The following is a 20,521-nucleotide window of genomic DNA, read 5'->3' as shown; positions in this document are numbered from 1 at the left end:
GGCAAAAAAGTCCAACGCAGGGAGTGGGCAAGCCTGCAAGCCCCGAAGGGCGCGGCATGAAGCCCCCATCTACGGCGTTGAGCTGTTTGCCAAGGGCTACGGCCATTGGCGGCAAAGCTCGCCTTATATCTGGACACATCATGCCACGCTGAGACGCTATAGACTTAATCATAACTACCCTAGATATAAGTATAAACTTATATCTAGGAAAGGCTTTGGTGATTATTCCATACCACCAAGGCAAATGTATTTAAGAGACAAGAAGTCGTCTAATCCATACTTGGAGCCCTCTCTGCCAAAGCCTGATTGTTTAACGCCACCAAAAGGCGCTACTTCGGTTGAGATAAGTCCTGTATTTACTCCAACCATTCCATATTCTAGCGCTTCTGCAACCTTCCAGACCTGAGTAAGATCATTAGCGTAAAAGTATGAGGCTAATCCAAACTCGGTGTTGTTTGCGAGTTCTATCACTTCGTCAACTGTATCGAACTTGAAGACTGGAGCGAGAGGTGCAAATGTTTCCTCTCCCGCGACCTTCATATCAGATGTCACATTTTTCAGAACTGTTGGGAAAGCGAATGTGCCACCGAGTGGATGCTGTTCATTCCCAGTTAGAACCTCAGCGCCCTTAGAAATTGCATCCGATATGTGATCGGAAAGCTTTTCTTTTGCAGCAGCGTTAATTAGAGGACCTAGGGAAGTCCTCTCATCGAAACCGTCTCCAACTTCCAGCGTCTTAACAGCTTCTGTAAGCTTCTCAACGAAGAGCTCATAGACTTCGGACTGCACATAGATTCGGTTAGCGCAGACACACGTCTGACCGTTGTTCCTAAATTTAGAAACGATAGCTCCTTGAACTGCTTCGTCTACATCTGCATCATTAAAGACGATAAATGGTGCGTTTCCACCAAGTTCCAGACTTAGTTTAAGAATTTTCTTAGCACCGTTAGCCATTAGAACTCGACCAACCTCTGTTGATCCGGTAAAGGTTAATTTTTTTACAATCGGGTTACTACAAACCTCATCGCCGAAGCTTTTAGCATTGGTGGTCGGCAAAACGCTGAGAAGACCTTTTGGCAAGCCAGCCCGCTCCGCCAATGCGGCTAATGCAAGGGCTGACAATGGCGTTTCCGCGGCGGGTTTGAATACCATCGAGCATCCTGCTGCAAGAGCGGGTGCAAATTTGCGAGCAACCATAGCAGACGGGAAGTTCCAAGGCGTTATAGCTGCGGTGACTCCAATTGGCTGCTTCAGAACTATAATGCGTTTATCTTCGCTATGCCCTGGAATTGTGTCTCCGTAAATACGCTTAGCCTCTTCACCAAACCACTCAATATAGCCAGCACCGTAAATTACTTCGCCTCGCGCTTCGCTAAGTGGCTTGCCCATTTCAGAAGTTAGAATGATAGCGAGATCTTCTTGATTGGCTATAACAAGATCGTACCATCGGCGAAGAATAGCGGCTTTCTCCTTTCCTGTAGTACGAGCCCATTTTTTTTGTGCTACATCGGCCTTCTCTATCGATAGTTTAATATCTTCTAACGACATATCCGCGACGCTGGCAATGACTTCGCCAGTAGACGGATTAGTAACTTCGATGGTTTTTCCTTCACTAGAGTCCACCCACTCACCGGCAAGAAGAGCTTGTTCTCTTACGAGAGTTGGATCCGACAACTTGCTTGATAGGGATTTTGCGATCATCTTAAACTCCTTAAATTTGATTACGAATATGTTTTGAGCGGGCATAAACGGCAACCATAGGAATAATGAAGGAACCTATGACCGCCTGTTGTGCAGCAAAACTTAAACCCAGTCCGACCAACAGCGAGGTTAAAACAGTAAGCACCAGGACACCTAGTATCGTTGCGCCGTATCCGCCCGAACCTCCTAACAAAGACGTGCCCCCAATTACTACAGCTGCGACAGTTGTAAAAAGATATGGATCCCCGACGCCTACAAACCCGCCGCCAGAGAACCCCAGTAGTAATATGCCAGCCGTAGCAGACATAAAACCAGAAATGCCATGTACCTGAATCCAGGTGCGAGATTCTGAGATTCTTAATCTATGTGCAGCTACTCGGCTTCCTCCTACCGCGTATATACTGATACCAAACCAAGTGTTTCGCATCAGCCAAATTAACAGTATAGAGATTGCAGCCCATATAAATACCACTGGTGGTATCTGGATCCCAAAAGTAACTCCATTAAAAGCAGCTAAATTCCGAAGCCATTCTGGTATAGGGGTAAAAACATTACCTCCAAACTCTGATCCAATGGATGTGTAAATCTGCGTTGCTCCAACTGCCATAAAACCGACAGCCAATGACATTATTAAAGACTGACCTTGCAAACGAAAGCTTAAAGCTCCGTTCATTAGGCCAACTAATGCACCTAGCATTAAAACAATCACTATCGCCAAAACTGGTGGAAGTCCAGACGACAGTAAACTAGGCAGTAGAATATTTGCTGAACCTATAATAAATGGGATTGATAAATCTAGTCCGCCAAGTAGCGCAACAAGCGTTTGCCCCAACGATGCGATTCCCAAAAACGCTGCAAGCAGGAGAACTGACCTTAAATTCTGAAAGGAAAAAAATCCTTCTAATAAAAATCCACCCATTATCGTAAGGAATATTAATAGCGCAGATCCTAGCACTATTGATTTATCAATAGATATTGATTTATCAATAGACATTCTTGATAAGCATCTGTCATAAAAATAACTTGTAGACATTATAATTATCCTCTCGAAACACTAGATCTATTCGATACCACGTTTACAAGCAACGACGCAGCTAAAATCCCACCATATGCCAGCGAAGTAATGTAACCAGATAAAGACCCGAAGCTGAATGCACCCAGTAAGTAAGTGATTAGAAACATATTCAAAGCTCCCAAAAGCGCACCCGTCGCGGTACCTCGACCTCCAGATAAACTAGCTCCTCCTAGAACAAGAGCAGTAACAGCTTGTAGTGTGTACGTTGCTCCTTGCGTTGGGTCACCTGAAGAGACTAGTGCTGTGTAGCTAAGTGCAGCAAAGCCCGCGAAAACTCCTCCTAGCGCGTAGGCTACGATACGCACGAAATCCACCCTTACACCAGATGTGTAGGCCATTCGTTCATCTGATCCGACAAGCCTCAGTTGTTTATAGAGTCCAGTGCGCGTGAATAAACCCCAAAGACCTAAAGCAGTTAGCACTAGAATTAAAATAGGTGAAAATATCTGCGGCTCTCCTCCTCCAGACCAACTAGACATCCATTCAGGAGAAAGTCCTCCTGGCCTACTCATCACCATTAAATTGACCCCAGTCAAAATCAAATAGCCGGAGAGGGCAACGATAATTGGTGCTATTCGGATGTATGTAACTATCAAAGCCTGAATTATTTGGTATCCAGCTCCCGCAATAACGGCCCAAAGGCAAAATACGATTGGGTTTGTTATGTTATTTCCCGATAACCACGCAATTAGAGTTACATTCAAAAAACTTATTAGTGGCCCAATCGATAAATCAACTGCACCACGACCGGCCATAACAATGGGGGTCAAGGCTAATGTGGCCAAAATGAGAGGCGCAGATACCAAAATTGCGTTTGAAAAACCCGAAACAGAAAATAATTTTGGAGCTTGAATCGAGATTACGAAAAGCAAAATCATGAAAAGTATAAGTGGTATTTTTATCGACCCAAGAGATCGAAAAGTTTTCGTAATTAACATTGTTTTTATTACCTATACGATTTCAACATGTGACCCTAACGGCTGGCCAAACATCGCAGCCAACATGGATTCTTCACTTACAGACTGGTAGTCCAGTGATCGGAAAATGGCATTCTGGTAGAAAACATCTACTCGATCCGCAAATCCTAAAAATTCCTCAATCTCTGAAGACAGATAAACTACTGCCCCACCAGATTCTGTAAAGTTTCTTAGCTCTTTATAAAGATCCCTTTTGGTGTTCAGATCAACGCCTCTGGCTGGGTCATTGAGAACAATAACTTTAGGCTGATCAGCGAAAGCTCTAGAGATAAGTACCTTTTGTTGATTTCCGCCAGAAAGCGAAGTTATTTTGTTCGCTGTATTTCCTGTTTTAATTTTTAGCCTTTTGACTTCTTGGGCGAAAGCCTTTTGTGCATAGCGCTTGTTTATCTTACCAAACCAACCTAAATTACGGCGGTAAATTCCAAATGCGAAGTTATCGAATATGCTGCGTTGCGGAAAAATCCCCTCTTTTTTTCTATCACCCGAAACCCAAGAAATATGTAGATCCGACGCGCGCTCCAATCCATCGATATCTATAAACTCTCCGCTTTCCTTCCGAAAAGTAATGGTTCCGCTATTTTGTCGGTAAAGCCCTGCGAGGGTACGAGCAAATAAATCCTGCCCGTGGCCATCGAGTCCCGCCAAGCCAACTATGGTTCCAGGTTTTAACTCGAAATCAAACGAATGACTTCCTTCGGTCAACTGGATCGACTTACCTTCTATAATAGAGTCGAGAAGATTGCTTTTATTATCCTTGATATCTACGTTTGGCTGCGCCATTACGGAGCGGTCTGAAGGAGTCATTAATTCTAATAACTTAGCTTCAGTAATTTCAGACTTTTCTAGTACACCAACTGGCGCGCCATCTCTAAGAATCGTTGCTCGGTCTGCAATCCTTACAAGCTCGGCAATGCGGTGTGTGACAATTAAAACTGTGCAGCCTTCATTTCGAAGTCGATCGATTTCGCCGTGAAGACGATTAGTGGCATCAAGATCTAAGGCAGCAGAAGACTCGTCTAGTATTACTACCTTTGGCCTTCTTAGTATTGCGCGTGCGATCACTACCCACTGCTTTATATTCAGCGGGAGGCTACCGACATCAGCGAATAAATCTATATCGTGCCCAATGCAGCGGGTTAGCAGTTCACTTGCCTCTCGAACCTTCTCTGACTCGCTTTTCCCGACAGAAAAAAAACCTTCTGACCCAACAAACAAGTTATCGAGAACATTCGCCTCATCGGCTACTAATACTTCTTGAAATATAGTTGCTACACCTAGCCTACGCGCATCCAATGGCGTTGTGTTGACGCCACCTAAGATTTCTATTTCTCCGCTATCGGGGAGAAGTACACCCGATATGATTTTCGCGAGTGTACTCTTGCCACAGCCGTTCTCTCCAACTACAGCGTGAACTTCACCAGCATAAGCCTCAAAACTGCAATTCGATAAGGCCCGTGTTTCTCCGAAGCTTTTCGAAATGTTTTTTAAACTAATTGTTCTTATTTTTGACATTATATTGATCCTGTATAAGCAGGCGCGGTGCTGACCGGTCTCCGGCCAGCACCTGGTTTAACTTAACTTGGATTGTGAAAATATTGTTCTGCAATATCCTCAGGCCACCACTCTGAGTTAGAGGGTTGAATCCAGTCGGTCGAATTAAGATTGCAATCCTCTGGAAGTGCCTCTCTAACATCGGCTAATGAGTAGGGAAGAACAGGTCTCAGCATGGACTGAATTTTGGGCCCTTGGCCTTGCAATGTGCGTAACATCACATCCCAAGCTTGCGACATTTCGCGAGCTGGCGGCCAAATATGGAAAGAGGACGAGATCCAATCCGGGTTCTTGCTCCAATAGCAAGCTGCTGATGCTTCTCCTCCTAGAGTAATCGGCACCATCGGGCGACCAGACTGAAGCATTGCATTCAGGACGCCATTTTCCTGAGCAGATTGGGTTATTATCCCATCGACTTGTCTAGGATTCGTAGCTAAGAACTTCTGGAGTTCAGTTTGAGCAACTTGGTCGGTCCACTTGCCAGCTAGCTCACCAATAATGCTGATATCGGGATACTCCTCAAGTGCTTTTTTTGCTCCAAGATCAAAGCTATCAGAGGAGGCAAAACCTGGGATCCCGGATACCAGAACAACATTCCCTTTTCCGCCAATTTCTTCGGCTAGCCACTTACCCATTTCGTAGCCACCGAGCATGTGGTTCGCTGCAACGTTTATCGCATACGGCGAAGTTACATACCCGGAAAAGGAGAAGACTGGAACTCCCTTTGAGTAAGCATATTCTATAGTCGAGTTCAAAGCCGTTACGTTGGAGCAGCAGATGATGATTGCGTCAACACCATCATCAACCATCTGGCGCATTTGCTGTATTTGTACTGCATCCTTGAGGTCAGATTGAGTTACAACCACTTCGGAAACCAGACCAGCCTCTTTTGCCTCCGGCAACAGCACATTCATTATTTCGTTCAGACTCTCCGCTCTCCAAGTATTACCAGCATATGAGGAGGCGTAGCCTATTTTCCAAGGGGGTGGATTCTTGGCTTTAAAGTCTGTTAGGGGTGATTCCCCAAGCGGGATTTGCGGGTCGACCAGTGCATAAATGGGCTGCTCACTATCTGGAAGCGACTGCACTGCGTCAGCGAGTGCCGCTCCAGCACTTAGATAAGTCGAGCCAATTGCTGCAATAATTAGACTTAATCTGGAAATTTTCATCATATCTTCCTTTTTTATTTTTAGAAGGAGTCATGATTTTTCTTTGATTTCAGAAAGTATCGGAAGTAGATATTCTCTGAACTTTGAGTAGTCTTCGGTCACAGGGAAATGCCCCAGCTTTTCCATCGGCCAATACTTTGCTGTCGGAACGAGATCAGCAAGTTCCTGAGTATCCTCAGGCGCTGTGTTAGGGTCATACTCACCAGTAAGCATATAGAGCATACATTTGTCAGTATCGATTGCTCGCGCTTCCTCGTCCGACATATTGTGATCGTAGTAGTAGTAGTAGAGATCGCCCGCGAAGACTCCCGGACCTCCGCAGCTATACTCCCATTGAATTTCGCGAACATTTTCTTCAGGAGAGTATGGAGATATGTTCAACATCATGGCTGCGCCGACAGATGTGCGGTTTACATTCGGATTGTCGAACTCCTTCCTGATCCCATCCATACCAACGTCAACATATTCCTGTGCAGACCTCAGCGCGCCTTCTACCGCAATTGTTGCTCTATATGAATCAGGGAAATTTGAAGCCAAATCACATGCCAGATGGCCGCCCATCGAACATCCCATGTACACTGGTCTTTCCAATCCCAAAGCCTCAGACAAGGCATTGGGGTAAGCCATCATTCTGGCTTTCGTCATGTTATATTCTTGCTCCCACCAGCGCACGCCATATGGGGGAAGTGACTTACCATGATAAGGTAGGTCGAAGGCTATGACACGGAAGTTCTTGGTAACTTCTTCGTCGCACAGCAAATGGCGATACTGCCTGCCATCTGAACCCGCCGTATGGCCAACAATCAGAGGGATACCTTGTCCAGCTTCTTCGTAGTAGACACGGTATTCAATACCTTCTACAGTCAAGTAAACGTAACGGCCAGTAATTGGATCATGCTTAGCCATGGCTCAGCCCTCCTGATTGTTAAGTTGACGAAGCAGTGTTGTCATGCGGTTTAGGGCGGGTAAATATGCGAATGTTTCATTGGCTACATTGATACGCATACCATGTTTAACCGCTGCTGACTGAATACACTGATAAAATGGCTTCGGTTTAACTTCTAAGAGAGCGGACCATTGCTCTTCAGTACCGCCAACGATAACCTTTGCCTCTTCATCCGGAATATTAAGCCCGTCCGCGACTCCAACGAATTCGCCATTAGCGAACGTCAATGCCCATGAATCTGAGCCAAGGTCAAGCCGAATAATCCCAGTAAGATATCGAGTTTCTCTCGTAAATTCGAAATCACTCTTAGCTGCATCCAAGAAGGATTGCTTATTTATTTTTATGCTCATGACAACCTCTTTTTATCTTTAGGAACTGTTTACTCTACAAATTCGTCAATAATCTGTTGTGCGCTACGGAAGCTATCTATGGCGGCTGGTACTCCGCAGTAAATTGCAACCTGCAAAAACACTTCTGTTATTTCGTCTGGGGTCAAACCATTGTTCAATGCACCTCTTACATGCGTTTTTAGCTCATGCTGGCGATTTAGGGCAGAAATCATACCGAGATTAAGAATGGATCTTTCTCGTCGACTCAAACCAGGGCGATTCCAAATGCTATCCCAGCAATATTCGGTTACAAGCTTTTGCATCGGCGCGCTAAAATCAGTTGCGTTGTTCAGTGATGCATCTACATATTTATCCCCTAGAACTTCCTTGCGAGTCTTAAGTCCTCGAGCGAATGATTCACTAATATTTTCTTCTAAAATTTCGCTTTTTTTACTCACCGATATAATCCTCTGTTTTTTAGTTCTTCGAATCTGAGTTTGTAGTTACAAATTCGAACATGCGAGTGTGATCAGCTGAACCCCCAACTTCTTTGGATGCGCGCTTCCACATTAAATCTGTTTCTTCCAGATTTTTTAGATTCAAGTTCAGACTTTTCGCCAAGTCTGCCGCTATGCCGATATCTTTTGACATCAAACCTAAAGCGAATCCCGACGAAAAAGCTTCGTTGAGGATGAATTGCTTCATTTTGACTTCAGTGGCATTGTTTTTTCCGGATGAAGCGTTTAACACGTCAACTATTGTCTCGGCTTCCAGACCAAACTCTGTTCCTAACCTAACAGCCTCACTAGCTGCTACGACACCAGCCCCAGAAACATAATTGTTGATTGATTTCATGGCATGGCCAGCACCTACGGGGCCACAGGAAAACACTTTCGATGATATGACTTCAAGAACCGGTTTCGATGACTCGATATCCTCGTTGCTCCCACCAGCCATAACCGTGAGAGTACCTTCTATTGCTCGTTTTACCCCCCCTGATACAGGGGCATCTACGACGCGTAAATGAGTTCCAACGAGCTCTGATAGCTGGCGAGTCTGCAGCGGTGCAGAAGAACTCATCTCTAGAAGCAAAGCGCCCTTATGTGCGGATAAAAAGCGATCATTCGAAACCAATACGTCTTGCACGATGTCCCCGTTGGGCAGCATCGTTACGATACAATCGGAATCGCGAATAGCGTCTTCTAAAGAGTTGGAAACTATCAGTCCTGATTTGCCTGCCTCTAAACGCGCTTCTTCTGAAGCATCGAATCCAACTACCCTGAAGCCAGCTTCATGCAAGTTTTTGGCCATCGGGCGGCCCATCTGCCCAAGCCCAATAAAAGATACTGTTTTTATTCCACTCATTTTTGCACCTCCCGGTCAGATTAGTACATTGTCGTACAATCTGTCAAACAGACTACTTCTTTTTTAGGGGGTAAGCAAGTCATTGGATAAAACGCTAAGGGAACATGTGAACAAGTCCCCCGCATGACCCGCGGCGTCAGCCGGGCCTGTCGCTATGATCCGGACCTGAACCCGAGTTACCAGCAGTGGGCCGAGCACTACCAGATCGTGGTGGTGCCGGCACGCCGAAAGACAAGGTGAAGGCCGAGGTCGGCGTGCAGATCGTCGAGCGCTGGATCCTGGCGCGGCTAAGGCATCACAGCTTCTTCTCGCTGGCCGAGGTCAACCAGTGCATCCGGGCCCTACTGGCGGAACTGAACGAGAAGCCGTTCAAGCAACTGCCGGGCAACCGTCGGCAGGCCTTCGAACAGCTCGACCGGCCGGCGTTGCGACCACTGCCGAACCATCCCTACCGCTACGTCGAGATCAAGCCGGTCAAGGTCGACAGCGACTACCACATCCAGTACCAGCAGCATCACTACTCGGTACCGCACCAGTATGTCGGCGAGACGCTAGAGCTCCATGCCAGCGAGCACCTAGTCACGCTGTACTTCCGTAAACGGGTGGTCGCCTCCCATCCCCGCCGGCACCGCCCCGGCACCACCACCGAGGCAGGCCATATGCCCAAGCGCCACCAGAAACAGCAGCAATGGACGCCGGGACGGTTGAAGAACTGGGCCAAGGACATCGGGCCCGAGGTGCAGGCCTGGGTGGCGGAGCAACTGGCCGCCAAAGCCCATCCCGAGCAGGCCTACCGGGTCTGCCTGGGCCTGCTGAACCTGAGTCGGGACTATCCGGCCGAGCGCTTGGACGCGGCCTGCGGCATCGCCAACCGGGAAGGCTTGATCCGCTTGAAACAGGTCAAGTTGATCCTGCTCAGTAACCGCGACCGGCTGCCCGAGACACTTAGCGTCCAGGCCGAGCTGCCCCTGCAGCACGAGAACACCCGTGGTCCCCACAGCTTCCACTGATCCCGTCGACACACCAGAGGACAATCCGATGAGCAACCAGATCCTGGCACAGCTGCGTCACCTCAAACTCGGCGGCATGGCCCGCGCCCTACAATCCCAACTGGAGCAGACCGGCACCTACGAAGCACTGCCGTTCATCGAACGGCTCGGCCTGCTGATCGAGCATGAAAACCTGAACCGGGAACATCGCAAACATGAGCGACTGATCCGCCAGGCGCGCTTCAAGCTCGCCGCCACCGTGCAGGACATCGACTACCAGCATCCGCGTAATGTCAGCCAGGCCCAGGTGGCCCGGCTGGCGCAAGGGGACTGGATCGACCGTGCCCAGAACCTGCTAATCACCGGACCCTGCGGCAGCGGTAAGACCTACCTCGGCTGTGCGTTAGCGCACAGTGCTTGCCTGCGGGGCTACAGCGTCCGCTACTACCGGCTCTCTCGTCTGTTGCTGGAGCTGACCCAGGCCAAGGCCGACGGCAGCTATCACAAGCTGCTCCAGCAGTTGGCGAAGGCCCGGCTGCTGATGATCGATGACTGGGGGCTGGAGCCGCTGAAACCGGCTCACCGCAACGACCTGATGGAGATCATGGATGACCGCCACGGGCAAAGCTCGACGCTGGTGATCAGCCAACTGCCGACCGACCAGTGGTACGCCAGCATCGGCGACAACACCCTGGCGGATGCCATCCTGGACCGGCTGATGCACAACACGCACCGCCTTCCGCTCAAGGGCGAATCGATGCGAAAAATCCTCGGGCAGTTGACCGAAGATGAACAGCTGGGCTAATAATCCGAAGGCGTGATGCGTTGAGAAATCAGGTGTTCACGTTCGTCCGGAATCGGTGTTCATCTTCACCGGAATACGCACACTATCAAGAGCTTGCTGATCAACACAGGGCTGATTTCGACCGAAGTCGCGCCATTTTTTGGGGGGGGGGCAAACAGTCTGGCTTCGGCCGCGAGGAATCAAAGTACGGTCTTGACGACTTCCTTTGGATCAAATATCTCTGTCTTGGCGGCATCGCGTATGGTGATCTGACGCTCCCTGTCCTGCAGAGTAGAACCCGGTTTGCACATTGATGCGGACCGGTTTTTTTCTTTAGAAGTGGACCTATGCGTCCGCTGGGGATTGAGGACGAGTCCAGCAAAAAAGGGCCGCATTGTTGCGCCCCTAGTTCCAGCGTGATCGGCAACCGGCTTCAAGCCACGCGAGATGTGTCGTCCTTTCTCAGAGCCACTTCAACGATGTAGTGGCCGCTCTCCGAGACCCGAGACGGGTAAAGGGTGGTCATCTTGCCTTCGTGTGGGATCAGAACACGGCGGATGTCGTGCCCCACACCCTTCATCACCTCGTCAGTCGTCATCAGAAGGTTTGTGTTGCTTCCCAAGGCGTAGCCCACCGGCACATACTGCGGATCATCAGGCTGGCCGCCGTGCAGGTTTTCATGCCGATAAATCAAGTCGCCAGTATAGATGTAGACATCTTCACTCTCTGCGCGCAGATCGTTTCGGATCACCACGTATTGCGATCCGGCTGTATGCGTATCCTTGGCGAGCTTGACATCGATACCAGGCAAGAGGTTGTCCACATCCCCTGGAATGCCGATCATCCGGCCTTCGCGAGCGAGCTGGACGGCGTAGATCATATCGCCCGTGTCGGTGGCCGCCATCAACCAGCGGAAACGGCGTTCCATCGCCATTGCTGAAACCCAAGATGCCAGCTCGTTCTGCTGGATGTAAAATTTTGCGTTCGGGAACAGCTCAAGCCCGCCCATATGATCGAAATGGGCGTGGGTCAGGATGCAGTGGGTGATATCTTCGGGAGTTAGGCCAACTTCCGCCAAAACCTGTGTCGGACTGATCCAGTCTGAGACGTTATAGCGCTTCACGAACTCCATCCCATGCGAGGCGGCGTTCATCCCGCAATCAAGCAGAATGTTCATCCCGTTTCCGCGCACAAGTGTGTAGGCGTAGGGTAGTTTCTCGACGCCGACGTTGTGCTGACCATAGACCAGCGAACTGGTCGGTGCATTTGGAACGTTGGCGTATTCCAGAATCCAAATCGAGTAAGCCGACATTTTCTTCTCCTTGTATTGTGTCGTGGGTTTCGTCAGTGCGGGGACACAGCAATTTGGTGGTGCATAGCACAGCAGGAATTGCTGAAATCGACGGTGTCAAAGCCCGGCAAGGTGCGCGATGCGGCCTGCATCTCTCGCCAGGCGGCTTGCAGCATCGGCAACGGGTCCAGGGCAGCAATCAAGCCTTGGCGGCGATCTTCCAAAGCAGCCCATGCTTGGCAAAGCCGCTCTAGGGCAAGCGAGGCATGGTGATGGAAGTGGGCATCGGCCTTGCTGGCATCGACGCTCGCCAGCAGGCAGACGGCCTGATCCCGTGCCTTCAGACCAAGGTGGAGTGACTCATTGTCAAACCGGCAGTTGTTCCCTACAATTTCGGCTTCAACAAGCAGCCCCGCCAAGCGCGCGGCGCTTTCCTGCGTCCTCTCAAAGCAAGGCACCATGGCTTCGGCGTAAGCCCGTAGTCGGTCGTTCTCGGGAATTAGGGTGTGGTGACTGGTCATGTCAGATCTCAAACCTTTTCGGCCAAGATCATGTCAGCACCTTTTTCCGCGATCATGTAGGTTGTCGCGTTGGTGTTGGCCGATGGCATGCTTGGCATGATCGAAGCGTCGATGACCCGCAGATTTTGCAGCCCATGAACCTGCAGTTTATGGTTCACCACAGTGTCCGGGTCTTCCGCCGGGCCCATGCGCGCCGTGCCAATCATGTGGTAAACGGTTGTGCCCTTTTGCCGTGCGAAATCCAGAAGCTCATCGTCGGTTTCCAGCGATTTTGGCGGCGACGTCTCATCCACCACATACTTTTGCAGCGGACCAGCGCGGAACAGTTGTCGGGCAAGACGAATGCCGCCCAGCAAAGCTTTGACATCCTCTGGATGGGTCAAATAGTTCGGCTGGATGATCGGGCTTTCAAAGGGATCGCGGCTGCGGATTTCAGTATAACCCAGACTTTCTGGCCGTTCTTGCCAGACGCCAAGTGTCAGGCCAGGTTGCTTGTCCAGTAGGCCCACCACGCCTTCGCGGAAACTGGCCGGCGCGCAGGCGAATTCGAGGTCGGGCCGATCCAGCGCCGGATCTGATTTCGCAAAAATATGAACTACTGACGGGCTGATTGCGAGCGGGCTTGGCAATCCGACCAGCCAACGTAGGATCTGCACCAAGAGTGCTGGGCCTTGCACCATCTCGTTGATGGTGCGGATGCCCGCGACCCGGGACACCATGCGGACTGCATAGTGATCGCGCAAGTTGCGACCTACTCCGGGCAGATCATGCAACACGGGGATCCCGTGACGCTTCAGCAAGTCTGCCGGACCGATCCCAGAAAGCTGCAAGATCTTTGGCGAATTCAAAGCGCCAGCCGACAAGATGACTTCGCGGCGTGCGGTTACTTGAACCGTCGGTCCGCCTTTTCCGCCCTTGATGTACTCGACACCAACGGCTTTTAGACCGTCAAACAGGATGCGGCTGGTGTGGGCATTTGTGCGAACCGAAACGTTTTTCCGTTTGCGCGCTTTGTAGAGAAAGGCCTTGGCGGAACTGAAGCGCCAGCCATTCTTCATCGTGCGCTGAAAGAAGCCGGCTCCTTCTTGAAAGGCCCCGTTGTAGTCAGGGTTTTTCCGGATGCCAATCGCTTCGGCAGCGGCGACCAGGGCATTGCTGACGGGGTGGTGCCAATCCAGATCGGTAATTGGAAGCTCACCTGACTTACCGCGATATTTGGGATCACCCGTGCCGATTTTCGTTTCCGAGCGCTTGAAGTAGGGCAGCACATCCTCATAAGACCAGCCCGGATTCCCGGCTGCTGCCCAGTTATCGTAATCGATGGCTTGACCTCGGACGTAGTTCAAGCCGTTGATCGAGCTTGACCCGCCAAGGACCCGGCCTTGGGGCAGGGAAAAGCTACGGCCACCAACTCCGGGGCCTGGCTCTGACACAAAATTCCATGTCAGGGTCTTGGAATACAAGTTTTTGATGTAGCCCGCCGGGATATGGATCATCGGGTTCCAGTCTCTCGGCCCCGCCTCCAAAATGCAGACGGAATGCCCTGCTGCACTGAGCCGGTTGGCAAGAACACAACCGGCCGTTCCAGCTCCTACGATTACGTAATCAAAGGCATCTTCGCTTCCAGGATTGGACATCTTTTCCCCCTTATTTTCATTATACTATGAAGGACATTAGCACAATAATATTGTATTACAAGATGTTTGCCCTACTTTATCCGGCTAGCCCGAATGTTTCATCCGGTTCTCGAGTAGAGGACCCAATGGCTCAGTTCTGTCCGATTTGAGGAGCACGCTCCGGCGTACTGTTTGTTTCTTGATCAAATGGTACGATGAAAGCGCAACTTCCCCTTACCCCATTGTTTATTCCGTGCCGGGAACAGCACCGCTGGCGCTACCCCGGCGCCAGCTTGGCGGCTGTCTTCTGGAACAGCTCCTGGTCCGGATAAGTGCTACTCATCATGTTGCGGATCCGGCGAGTGTTGCGGGTGATGACGGCACCGACTTTCAGTAGCCGGGTACGCAACGTGGTCACCTGGGCGCTGGCGTAACGGGTGCCGCGCAGGTAGCCGCTGCGCAGCCTTTCCATCAGGACGTAGGCCAGACCGGACAGCAGCAGGCGGTACTGATTGGGCCACCAGTCGTGGCAGCTGGTTCTGTCCGAGAACAGCCACTGCTGTTCCTTGATCCGGTTCTCCATATCGCCCCGCAGACAGTAGCGCCGGTCATAGAGCCACTTGGCAGAGCCCGGCAGGTTGGTGGCGATATAGCGGTTGTTGTCACCCTGATAGCTGAACTCCGCTTTGACGATCACTTTGCGCACGCGTTTCTTCCAGCTCCGGGCCGAGTACCACAGCGTCGCAAAACAGCGCTGCTTTACCCGAGAGGCCTCGAACGCCACAGCGGCGCGGTAACGGGTATCCAGTGCCAGCTGTTCCAGCTTGGAGTTCTTGCCGATGCCGACGACATAACCGACATCGTGGCGCTCACACCAGGTCAGCAGCCGTGGTCGGCAGAAGCCGCTGTCGCCCCGGAAGATGATCTGCACCTGCGGCCACTCGGCTCGAAGCCGCCTGACCAGCAGGGCCAGAACGGCCCAGGCATGCTTGGCAGCGTCAACGTAGGCAGGGCGCAGGTAGCTCACCAACAGCTTCTGCCCGCAAAAAACGAAAAGCGCAGGAAACAGTAACTTCTGTAGTAACCACTGAAATAGCGGCCCACCTGCTCCCCATGCACCGTATCGTCAGTCGCGTCGAATCGAGAATCAGCCGCTTCGGTGGCTTTCTGTACGAGCGGATGAACTGCTCAACCAGCTCTTCATGCATGGCCACGGCCCAGGCCCGATTAGCGTTGAGTTCGAACCGGCACAACGTCGACTGACTGGCCAGTTCAGCATCGCTATCGACGGCCGTCTGAAGCGCCAGGTCATGCCTCAGTGTCTTGTGATCGTTGAGGTCTTCGTAACCCAGCGCCAGTCCGTAAACGCGTTGTTGGATCATGGTCTGTGCTTGGTGCCGGCAATGGGAGGGGCTGCGCGGATCTGTAATCTTGCGGGCGATCGAACGGGTCAGGCCCAGCTCCCGGTCGAGCTGTCGTAGCAGTATCACACCGGCATCGGACGTGATGTCGCCACCGTCGAAATTGGCCTCGATCTTACGGCCTTTACAGCGTGGAACTAGGTCCTGTGTAACAGTACAATGTGTCATGGGCGACCGGGTTGTTATATTCGACTTAAGCACTTGAATTATAACGCAAAACCAGGTCGCCCTTCTTGTTTATGCTGCAACATCCGGGCTAGCAACTCCTTGATCGAATAACTTGCCGTTTTCTCCATGACTTGCTCTCCGTTCAAAAACATATTAATAATGACGTTATGTACGACAATATGTCACTTTGATAGCGGCATAGCGGCATAGCGGCATAGGGCATAGCGGCAGAATTAGTGAAAAGTCTGAACTTGGAGCTAAAAAATCTGGAAGAAACAGATTTAATGTGGCAGAGCGCATCCAAAGAAGTTGGGAATTCAGCGGATCACACTCGCATGTTTGAATTTGTTTCTACCAGATTCGAAAAACCAAAAAAATAACACATGAGGTTGCTAACAATGAGTATAAAAAGAACAGAATTTAACGCACCGATGCATTCAGAATTCGTTAGGTCTAAGGTTAGGGTGAAACGTACAAAAACTCTTTTGCTGGCAGCGGCTTTTACCGCTACTTTGCCGGCAACGCTTCACGCAGCAGAAATCAAAAATGTCATTCTCATGATCGGTGATGGCATGGGCCCCCAGCAGGTTGGCTTACTCGAAACCTACGCCCAACATGCCCCTCATTCGATTTACAAAGGACGTGAAACAGCCCTGTCAACCTTTGCCAGAGAAGGGGTTGTCGGCGCCTCCCTCACCAATCCGACAGATGCAATCGTTGTCGATTCTGCCTGTTCGGCAACCCAGCTTGCAACAGGCATGCACACGGGATCCGAAGTCATCGGAATTGATGCCCAAGGCAATCATGTTGAAACTATTCTTGAAAAAGCCAAACGTCTTGGTAAAGCAACAGGCATTGTATCCGATACCCGCCTGACACATGCAACTCCGGCTGCCTTTGCCGCACATCAACCGCACCGTTCTTTGGAAAATGACATTGCCGTAGACATGATCAATGTGGGCGCCGATGTCATGCTTTCCGGCGGCATTAGTAATTTCATTCCGAAATCCACCAACGAAAAGGGCGATACTTATAATCAGCTCGTCAAATTGACAGATGGGGCCGTCGCGCTGAAATCCAAACGCAAGGATGAACGCAATTTACTAAGCGATGCACAAAACGCCGGATATTCCCTCGCCTTCAACAGGCAACAGCTTGATGCACAAACAGGCGACAAATTGCTCGGCCTGTTTTCCAGTTCCTATATGGCCGATGGCGTGGAATATCGTTTGACCAAAGACGATCCGGTCCGCAAACAACCGACCCTAGCGGAAATGACAGAAAAAGCCCTTTCCATTCTGCAAAAGGATAACGACGGTTTCTTCCTTATGGTCGAAGGCGGTCAGATCGACTTGGCCGGACATCAGAACGATGCCGGAAGAATGTTGAATGAAATGGTTAAGTTTGACGAAGCCGTTCAAAGCGTTTACGACTGGGCCAAAGATCGCGAAGATACTCTGGTCATTGTCACCGCTGACCATGAAACTGGATCTTTCGGGTTTAGCTATTCTTCCGCCGACCTGCCCAAAGCACAAAAACGCACTGGCCCAGCCTTTAAAGACCAGGACTACAAGCCAGCTTTCAATTTCGGAAGTTTTGAAATTCTGGATGGTTTGTATGATCAAAAACTCAGCTATGAAGGTTTGTTCAAAGCTTTCTCCAAAATGGATGAAAAAAATCAAACGCCCGCAGCCCTTGCCGCCTTGGTCAACAAGAATTCAGTTTTCACCATTTCCGAAGAACAAGCAAAACGCGTTCTTACAGACAAGGTCAATCCTTACTATGATGAGGAACACAGCTATCTGAAAAAGAAAAACGTCCCTGCCATTCACGATTTCGATGCGTTCTTCCCCTATAACCAACGCGGCAACGTTCTGGCACGCGAACAGGCAACCAAGCAAAATGTCGTTTGGGGCACAGGTACCCATACGGCTGTTCCGGTCAATGTCTTTGCTTGGGGTCCGGCAGAAACAATCCTGCCCATTTCCCGTATCGCCCACCATTCTGTTCTTGGACAATTCATGATAGATCAAATTCAATAAGCGATCACATTTCCCATATGAAGAGGCCTGCATTTTATGATGCAGGTCCCTTTTGCATGGTAGCGGCTTGCTTCCAACAGCAATCCGGCATAGCTATATAACTTTATATGAATATAGTAATTTCCCATGGAACTGAAACGAAAAGCAGCCGTTTTACTCGCAAACCTCCCTTAAAGATAAAACGGTTTTGGATGTCGAGAGTGGCGAAGGTCATTTAACCCACATGATGTCCAAAGAAGGTGCCACAGTTATTGGGTTTGAATGCAGCACCTGTCAAATAGAAAGAGCCAAAAGTTATCCCTGCATAAAGGATAAACCTACCTGTCCGGCGTTGCAGAGGATTTGCCGTTTGCGAGAGTGTAAAAAGAACTGTGTAAGTGGCATTCTTACCACCCTGTTGAAAGGACAACAGAATGCCAATATCAGACGAGCTAATTGCTCAACTCTTAGAGGGCTGCTCCAGCCCTGATGACATCCTCGGTGAGGATGGTCTTCTTAAACAGCTAACCAAGATGGTTGCTGAACGCGCCTTGGAAGGCGAGATGGATGATCATCTCGGTTATGCCAAGAATGAACCCTCAGGCAAGAACACGGGTAACTCTCGCAATGGCAAAGGCCGTAAGTCAGTTCGCAGCATCCATGGTGAGATGGAACTTGAAGTCCCCCGTGATCGTAACGGTACCTTTGAGCCGAAGTTAGTTCGTAAAGGTGAAAAGCAGCTCAACGGCTTCGATGACCGTATTATCTCATTGTATGCCCGAGGCATGACGACACGCGACATACAGGCGCATTTCCAAGAAGCTTATGGTGTCGAGGTCTCTCCAACCTTCATATCGCAGGTGACCAATGCCGTGATGGACGAGGTCTTTGCCTGGCAGAATCGTCCTCTGGATAGCGTCTACCCTATTGTCTATCTGGATGCTCTGGTTGTACAAAGTCGCGATAGCGGCGCCGTACAGAACAAACACGTTTATCTGGCACTGGGCATCAACCTTGACGGCGAGAAGGAACTACTGGGCTTATGGATGGCCCAGACCGAAGGCGCTAAGTTCTGGCTCTCAGTCGTTACTGAGCTGAAGAACCGTGGCTTGCAGGATATCTTAATTGCCTGCGTTGACGGTCTTAAAGACTTCCCTGAGGCTATTGAGGCAGTCTACCCGCAGACTCAGATCCAGCTGTGTATCGTTCACCAGGTACGCCACTCCCTGCGCTATGTGAACTGGAAACAGCGTAAGGACGTCGCAGCAGACCTACGCAATATTTACGGCGCATCTACGCTCGATGAAGCAGAACGTGCCTTGGATGAGTTTGCGCTGAAGTGGGATGAGGATCATCCGACAATCAGTCGTTCCTGGAGAGCCAACTGGGAGCGCCTGAGCGTGTTCTTTGATTATCCGCCACAGATCTGCAAGGTCATCTACACGACCAATGCCATCGAGTCGGTTAACGCGTCACTGAGAAAGGTCACTAAGACGCGACGATCTTTCCCCAACGATAAGTCGGTGATGAAAGTGCTGTATCTGGCCTTGCATCAGATCGCTAAGAAGTGGACTATGCCAATACGGGATTGGAAACAGGCGATGAGCCAATTTATGATCCTGTTCGGTGACAGAATATCACTGTGATAAACCGCCACTTACACAGAAGAATTTACAGTCTCCCATTAAGGCTTTCGACGAATACGTTTTGAGTTGGTTTGCTAGGCTGGATAAGCCCCGTATACCGCCGACATAAACGGCGCGAGGCCCGGCAACCGTAGGGAGAAAATTTGATGGATTTGTTATGCATGCTGGCTAATCGAGAACAAGTATGTGATACCGTCCTCGACCCTAGTGAAACCTACGATTAAGTGCTCAGTTTTCGTCAGATTAATGCAGTTTAGCGGGCTAGCCTACATTTTTAATATATTTATTAAGCCAACTCGGCCATAAATATCGGTGTCTGAAATTTGCTAATCAGCATCCAGACAAAAAATTGAGAACGTTTGTCTGAAATTCGTTCAAAATACTGGTTATACCGCTGCAACTGCCAAGTTATCCGAAAACAAGGGACTAGATCGCATGTTCCCCAGAGGGTTCCTGCGACAGAGTTCTTTGAGGTTTTGGAAAACAGGTATTTTTTTTTGAACAGGCTCACGGCGCGGAGATCGGCTTGATGTCGAGCGTCTTGAGCGCTCGGTTGAATTGAGTCATTTCTCCCTCATGCTCGAGGAGGTTGATGCTGACGATGCTGTGTCGGTCGGAATACAGGACCACCGGACGACCGTGCTGGATCAAGTAGTCAATCAGCAGCCTCACGTATGCCTGGTGGTCTCGGCGGCGACAAAGCTTGAGGTCATCAGTTCGCTGGAGGCGTCGTCTATGAACTCGCGCAGCGTGCAGGTAGTCGCCACGGCCTTTGAACCCGTGGTGCGCTGAGCCGTCGATCTCGGTCAACTTGCAGCGGCAGGGACGATTTTCGCGACTCTGATGAGTCGGCGATCGGTGCTGGCTCTTGGCCTGCTACAGCCCCTCTCCGACCGCCTACTGTCGGGTCGTCTAGATCGATACTCGCCGGCCGTGACAGTCGCTCGG

16 protein-coding genes and 2 pseudogenes are annotated in these 20,521 nt (G+C 50.2%); 4 read left to right on the top strand and 14 right to left on the bottom strand.

Annotation, left to right across the window (positions count from 1 at the left end):
- Positions 1-222: 222 nt before the first annotated feature.
- From IEX85_RS01710 to IEX85_RS01670, 9 genes are all read right to left on the bottom strand, one after another.
- A complete protein-coding gene (locus IEX85_RS01710) occupies positions 223-1,701 on the bottom strand; it encodes an NAD-dependent succinate-semialdehyde dehydrogenase (RefSeq protein WP_188857637.1) in 1,479 nt (492 codons plus the stop codon).
- A 10-nt stretch (positions 1,702-1,711) separates the two neighbouring features.
- A complete protein-coding gene (locus IEX85_RS01705; RefSeq protein ID WP_188857636.1) occupies positions 1,712-2,734 on the bottom strand; it encodes an ABC transporter permease in 1,023 nt (340 codons plus the stop codon).
- A gap of 5 nt (positions 2,735-2,739) precedes the next feature.
- Positions 2,740-3,714, bottom strand: a complete 975-nt coding sequence (locus IEX85_RS01700; RefSeq protein WP_188857634.1) for an ABC transporter permease — start codon at positions 3,712-3,714, stop codon at positions 2,740-2,742.
- Between the two features lie 12 nt (positions 3,715-3,726).
- Entirely contained in the window at positions 3,727-5,268 is a 1,542-nt protein-coding gene (locus tag IEX85_RS01695; RefSeq protein WP_188857632.1) for a sugar ABC transporter ATP-binding protein, read from the bottom strand.
- A 62-nt stretch (positions 5,269-5,330) separates the two neighbouring features.
- A complete protein-coding gene (locus tag IEX85_RS01690; protein ID WP_188857630.1) occupies positions 5,331-6,476 on the bottom strand; it encodes an ABC transporter substrate-binding protein in 1,146 nt (381 codons plus the stop codon).
- Positions 6,477-6,506: 30 nt separating this feature from the next.
- Complete coding sequence (locus IEX85_RS01685; protein WP_188857629.1) at positions 6,507-7,382, bottom strand: alpha/beta fold hydrolase; 876 nt, start codon at positions 7,380-7,382, stop codon at positions 6,507-6,509.
- A gap of 3 nt (positions 7,383-7,385) precedes the next feature.
- Positions 7,386-7,772 carry a hypothetical protein gene (locus IEX85_RS01680; RefSeq protein WP_188857627.1) on the bottom strand — a complete coding sequence of 129 codons (387 nt, stop codon included), beginning with the start codon at positions 7,770-7,772 and terminating at the stop codon, positions 7,386-7,388.
- 29 nt (positions 7,773-7,801) lie between these two features.
- On the bottom strand, positions 7,802-8,209 hold the full coding sequence (locus IEX85_RS01675; protein WP_188857625.1) for a carboxymuconolactone decarboxylase family protein: 408 nt from the start codon (positions 8,207-8,209) through the stop codon (positions 7,802-7,804).
- A 19-nt stretch (positions 8,210-8,228) separates the two neighbouring features.
- A complete protein-coding gene (locus IEX85_RS01670) occupies positions 8,229-9,116 on the bottom strand; it encodes an NAD(P)-dependent oxidoreductase (RefSeq protein WP_188857623.1) in 888 nt (295 codons plus the stop codon).
- A 132-nt stretch (positions 9,117-9,248) separates the two neighbouring features.
- On the opposite strand from IEX85_RS01670, the pseudogene IEX85_RS01665 reads away from it, so the two are divergent.
- Both IEX85_RS01665 and istB read left to right on the top strand, forming a co-directional pair.
- A pseudogene (locus tag IEX85_RS01665) lies at positions 9,249-10,126 on the top strand (Mu transposase domain-containing protein); the annotation flags it as partial.
- Positions 10,127-10,154: 28 nt separating this feature from the next.
- Positions 10,155-10,910 (top strand): IS21-like element helper ATPase IstB, encoded by a 756-nt coding sequence (gene istB / locus IEX85_RS01660; RefSeq protein WP_188857622.1) that lies wholly within the window; start codon positions 10,155-10,157, stop codon positions 10,908-10,910.
- A 412-nt stretch (positions 10,911-11,322) separates the two neighbouring features.
- Here the strand turns inward: istB and IEX85_RS01655 are convergent, their stop codons facing one another.
- From IEX85_RS01655 to IEX85_RS01640, 4 genes and pseudogenes are all read right to left on the bottom strand, one after another.
- Positions 11,323-12,201: an N-acyl homoserine lactonase family protein gene (locus tag IEX85_RS01655; protein ID WP_229721744.1), complete on the bottom strand. Its 879-nt coding sequence runs from the start codon at positions 12,199-12,201 to the stop codon at positions 11,323-11,325.
- A gap of 32 nt (positions 12,202-12,233) precedes the next feature.
- The gene (locus IEX85_RS01650) at positions 12,234-12,701 is read right to left on the bottom strand and encodes a hypothetical protein (RefSeq protein WP_188857620.1); all 468 of its coding nucleotides are present in this window, start codon (positions 12,699-12,701) and stop codon (positions 12,234-12,236) included.
- Between the two features lie 8 nt (positions 12,702-12,709).
- Positions 12,710-14,338: a GMC family oxidoreductase gene (locus IEX85_RS01645; protein WP_188857618.1), complete on the bottom strand. Its 1,629-nt coding sequence runs from the start codon at positions 14,336-14,338 to the stop codon at positions 12,710-12,712.
- 256 nt (positions 14,339-14,594) lie between these two features.
- Positions 14,595-15,906 (bottom strand): annotated as a pseudogene (locus tag IEX85_RS01640) (IS1380 family transposase).
- A 398-nt stretch (positions 15,907-16,304) separates the two neighbouring features.
- Between IEX85_RS01640 and IEX85_RS01635 the strand changes: the two are divergent.
- Positions 16,305-17,948: an alkaline phosphatase gene (locus tag IEX85_RS01635; protein WP_229721743.1), complete on the top strand. Its 1,644-nt coding sequence runs from the start codon at positions 16,305-16,307 to the stop codon at positions 17,946-17,948.
- A gap of 413 nt (positions 17,949-18,361) precedes the next feature.
- Positions 18,362-19,573: an IS256 family transposase gene (locus IEX85_RS01630; RefSeq protein ID WP_188857617.1), complete on the top strand. Its 1,212-nt coding sequence runs from the start codon at positions 18,362-18,364 to the stop codon at positions 19,571-19,573.
- Positions 19,574-20,080: 507 nt separating this feature from the next.
- On the opposite strand, the gene IEX85_RS01625 is transcribed toward IEX85_RS01630, so the two are convergent.
- Positions 20,081-20,383 (bottom strand): hypothetical protein, encoded by a 303-nt coding sequence (locus IEX85_RS01625; protein ID WP_188857615.1) that lies wholly within the window; start codon positions 20,381-20,383, stop codon positions 20,081-20,083.
- Between the last annotated feature and the right edge of the window lie 138 nt (positions 20,384-20,521).

This window comes from Marinobacterium nitratireducens, assembly GCF_014645375.1.
In the GTDB taxonomy this organism is placed as follows: Bacteria; Pseudomonadota; Gammaproteobacteria; order Pseudomonadales; family Balneatricaceae; genus Marinobacterium_A; species Marinobacterium_A nitratireducens.
Note: the sequence above shows the minus strand (reverse complement) of the source record. Positions and strands in the feature narration are given on the sequence as shown.

What these genes read in the sequence shown, in the direction of transcription:
- IEX85_RS01690 (WP_188857630.1), bottom strand. Translation starts at nt 6,476, where the DNA reads ATGAAAATTTCCAGATTAAGTCTAATTATTGCAGCAATTGGCTCGACT.
- IEX85_RS01705 (WP_188857636.1), bottom strand. Translation starts at nt 2,734, where the DNA reads ATGTCTACAAGTTATTTTTATGACAGATGCTTATCAAGAATGTCTATT.
- IEX85_RS01655 (WP_229721744.1), bottom strand. Translation starts at nt 12,201, where the DNA reads ATGTCGGCTTACTCGATTTGGATTCTGGAATACGCCAACGTTCCAAAT.
- IEX85_RS01630 (WP_188857617.1), top strand. Translation starts at nt 18,362, where the DNA reads ATGCCAATATCAGACGAGCTAATTGCTCAACTCTTAGAGGGCTGCTCC.
- IEX85_RS01695 (WP_188857632.1), bottom strand. Translation starts at nt 5,268, where the DNA reads ATGTCAAAAATAAGAACAATTAGTTTAAAAAACATTTCGAAAAGCTTC.
- IEX85_RS01645 (WP_188857618.1), bottom strand. Translation starts at nt 14,338, where the DNA reads ATGTCCAATCCTGGAAGCGAAGATGCCTTTGATTACGTAATCGTAGGA.
- IEX85_RS01670 (WP_188857623.1), bottom strand. Translation starts at nt 9,116, where the DNA reads ATGAGTGGAATAAAAACAGTATCTTTTATTGGGCTTGGGCAGATGGGC.
- istB (WP_188857622.1), top strand. Translation starts at nt 10,155, where the DNA reads ATGAGCAACCAGATCCTGGCACAGCTGCGTCACCTCAAACTCGGCGGC.
- IEX85_RS01635 (WP_229721743.1), top strand. Translation starts at nt 16,305, where the DNA reads ATGAGTATAAAAAGAACAGAATTTAACGCACCGATGCATTCAGAATTC.
- IEX85_RS01710 (WP_188857637.1), bottom strand. Translation starts at nt 1,701, where the DNA reads ATGATCGCAAAATCCCTATCAAGCAAGTTGTCGGATCCAACTCTCGTA.
- IEX85_RS01680 (WP_188857627.1), bottom strand. Translation starts at nt 7,772, where the DNA reads ATGAGCATAAAAATAAATAAGCAATCCTTCTTGGATGCAGCTAAGAGT.
- IEX85_RS01685 (WP_188857629.1), bottom strand. Translation starts at nt 7,382, where the DNA reads ATGGCTAAGCATGATCCAATTACTGGCCGTTACGTTTACTTGACTGTA.
- IEX85_RS01700 (WP_188857634.1), bottom strand. Translation starts at nt 3,714, where the DNA reads ATGTTAATTACGAAAACTTTTCGATCTCTTGGGTCGATAAAAATACCA.
- IEX85_RS01650 (WP_188857620.1), bottom strand. Translation starts at nt 12,701, where the DNA reads ATGACCAGTCACCACACCCTAATTCCCGAGAACGACCGACTACGGGCT.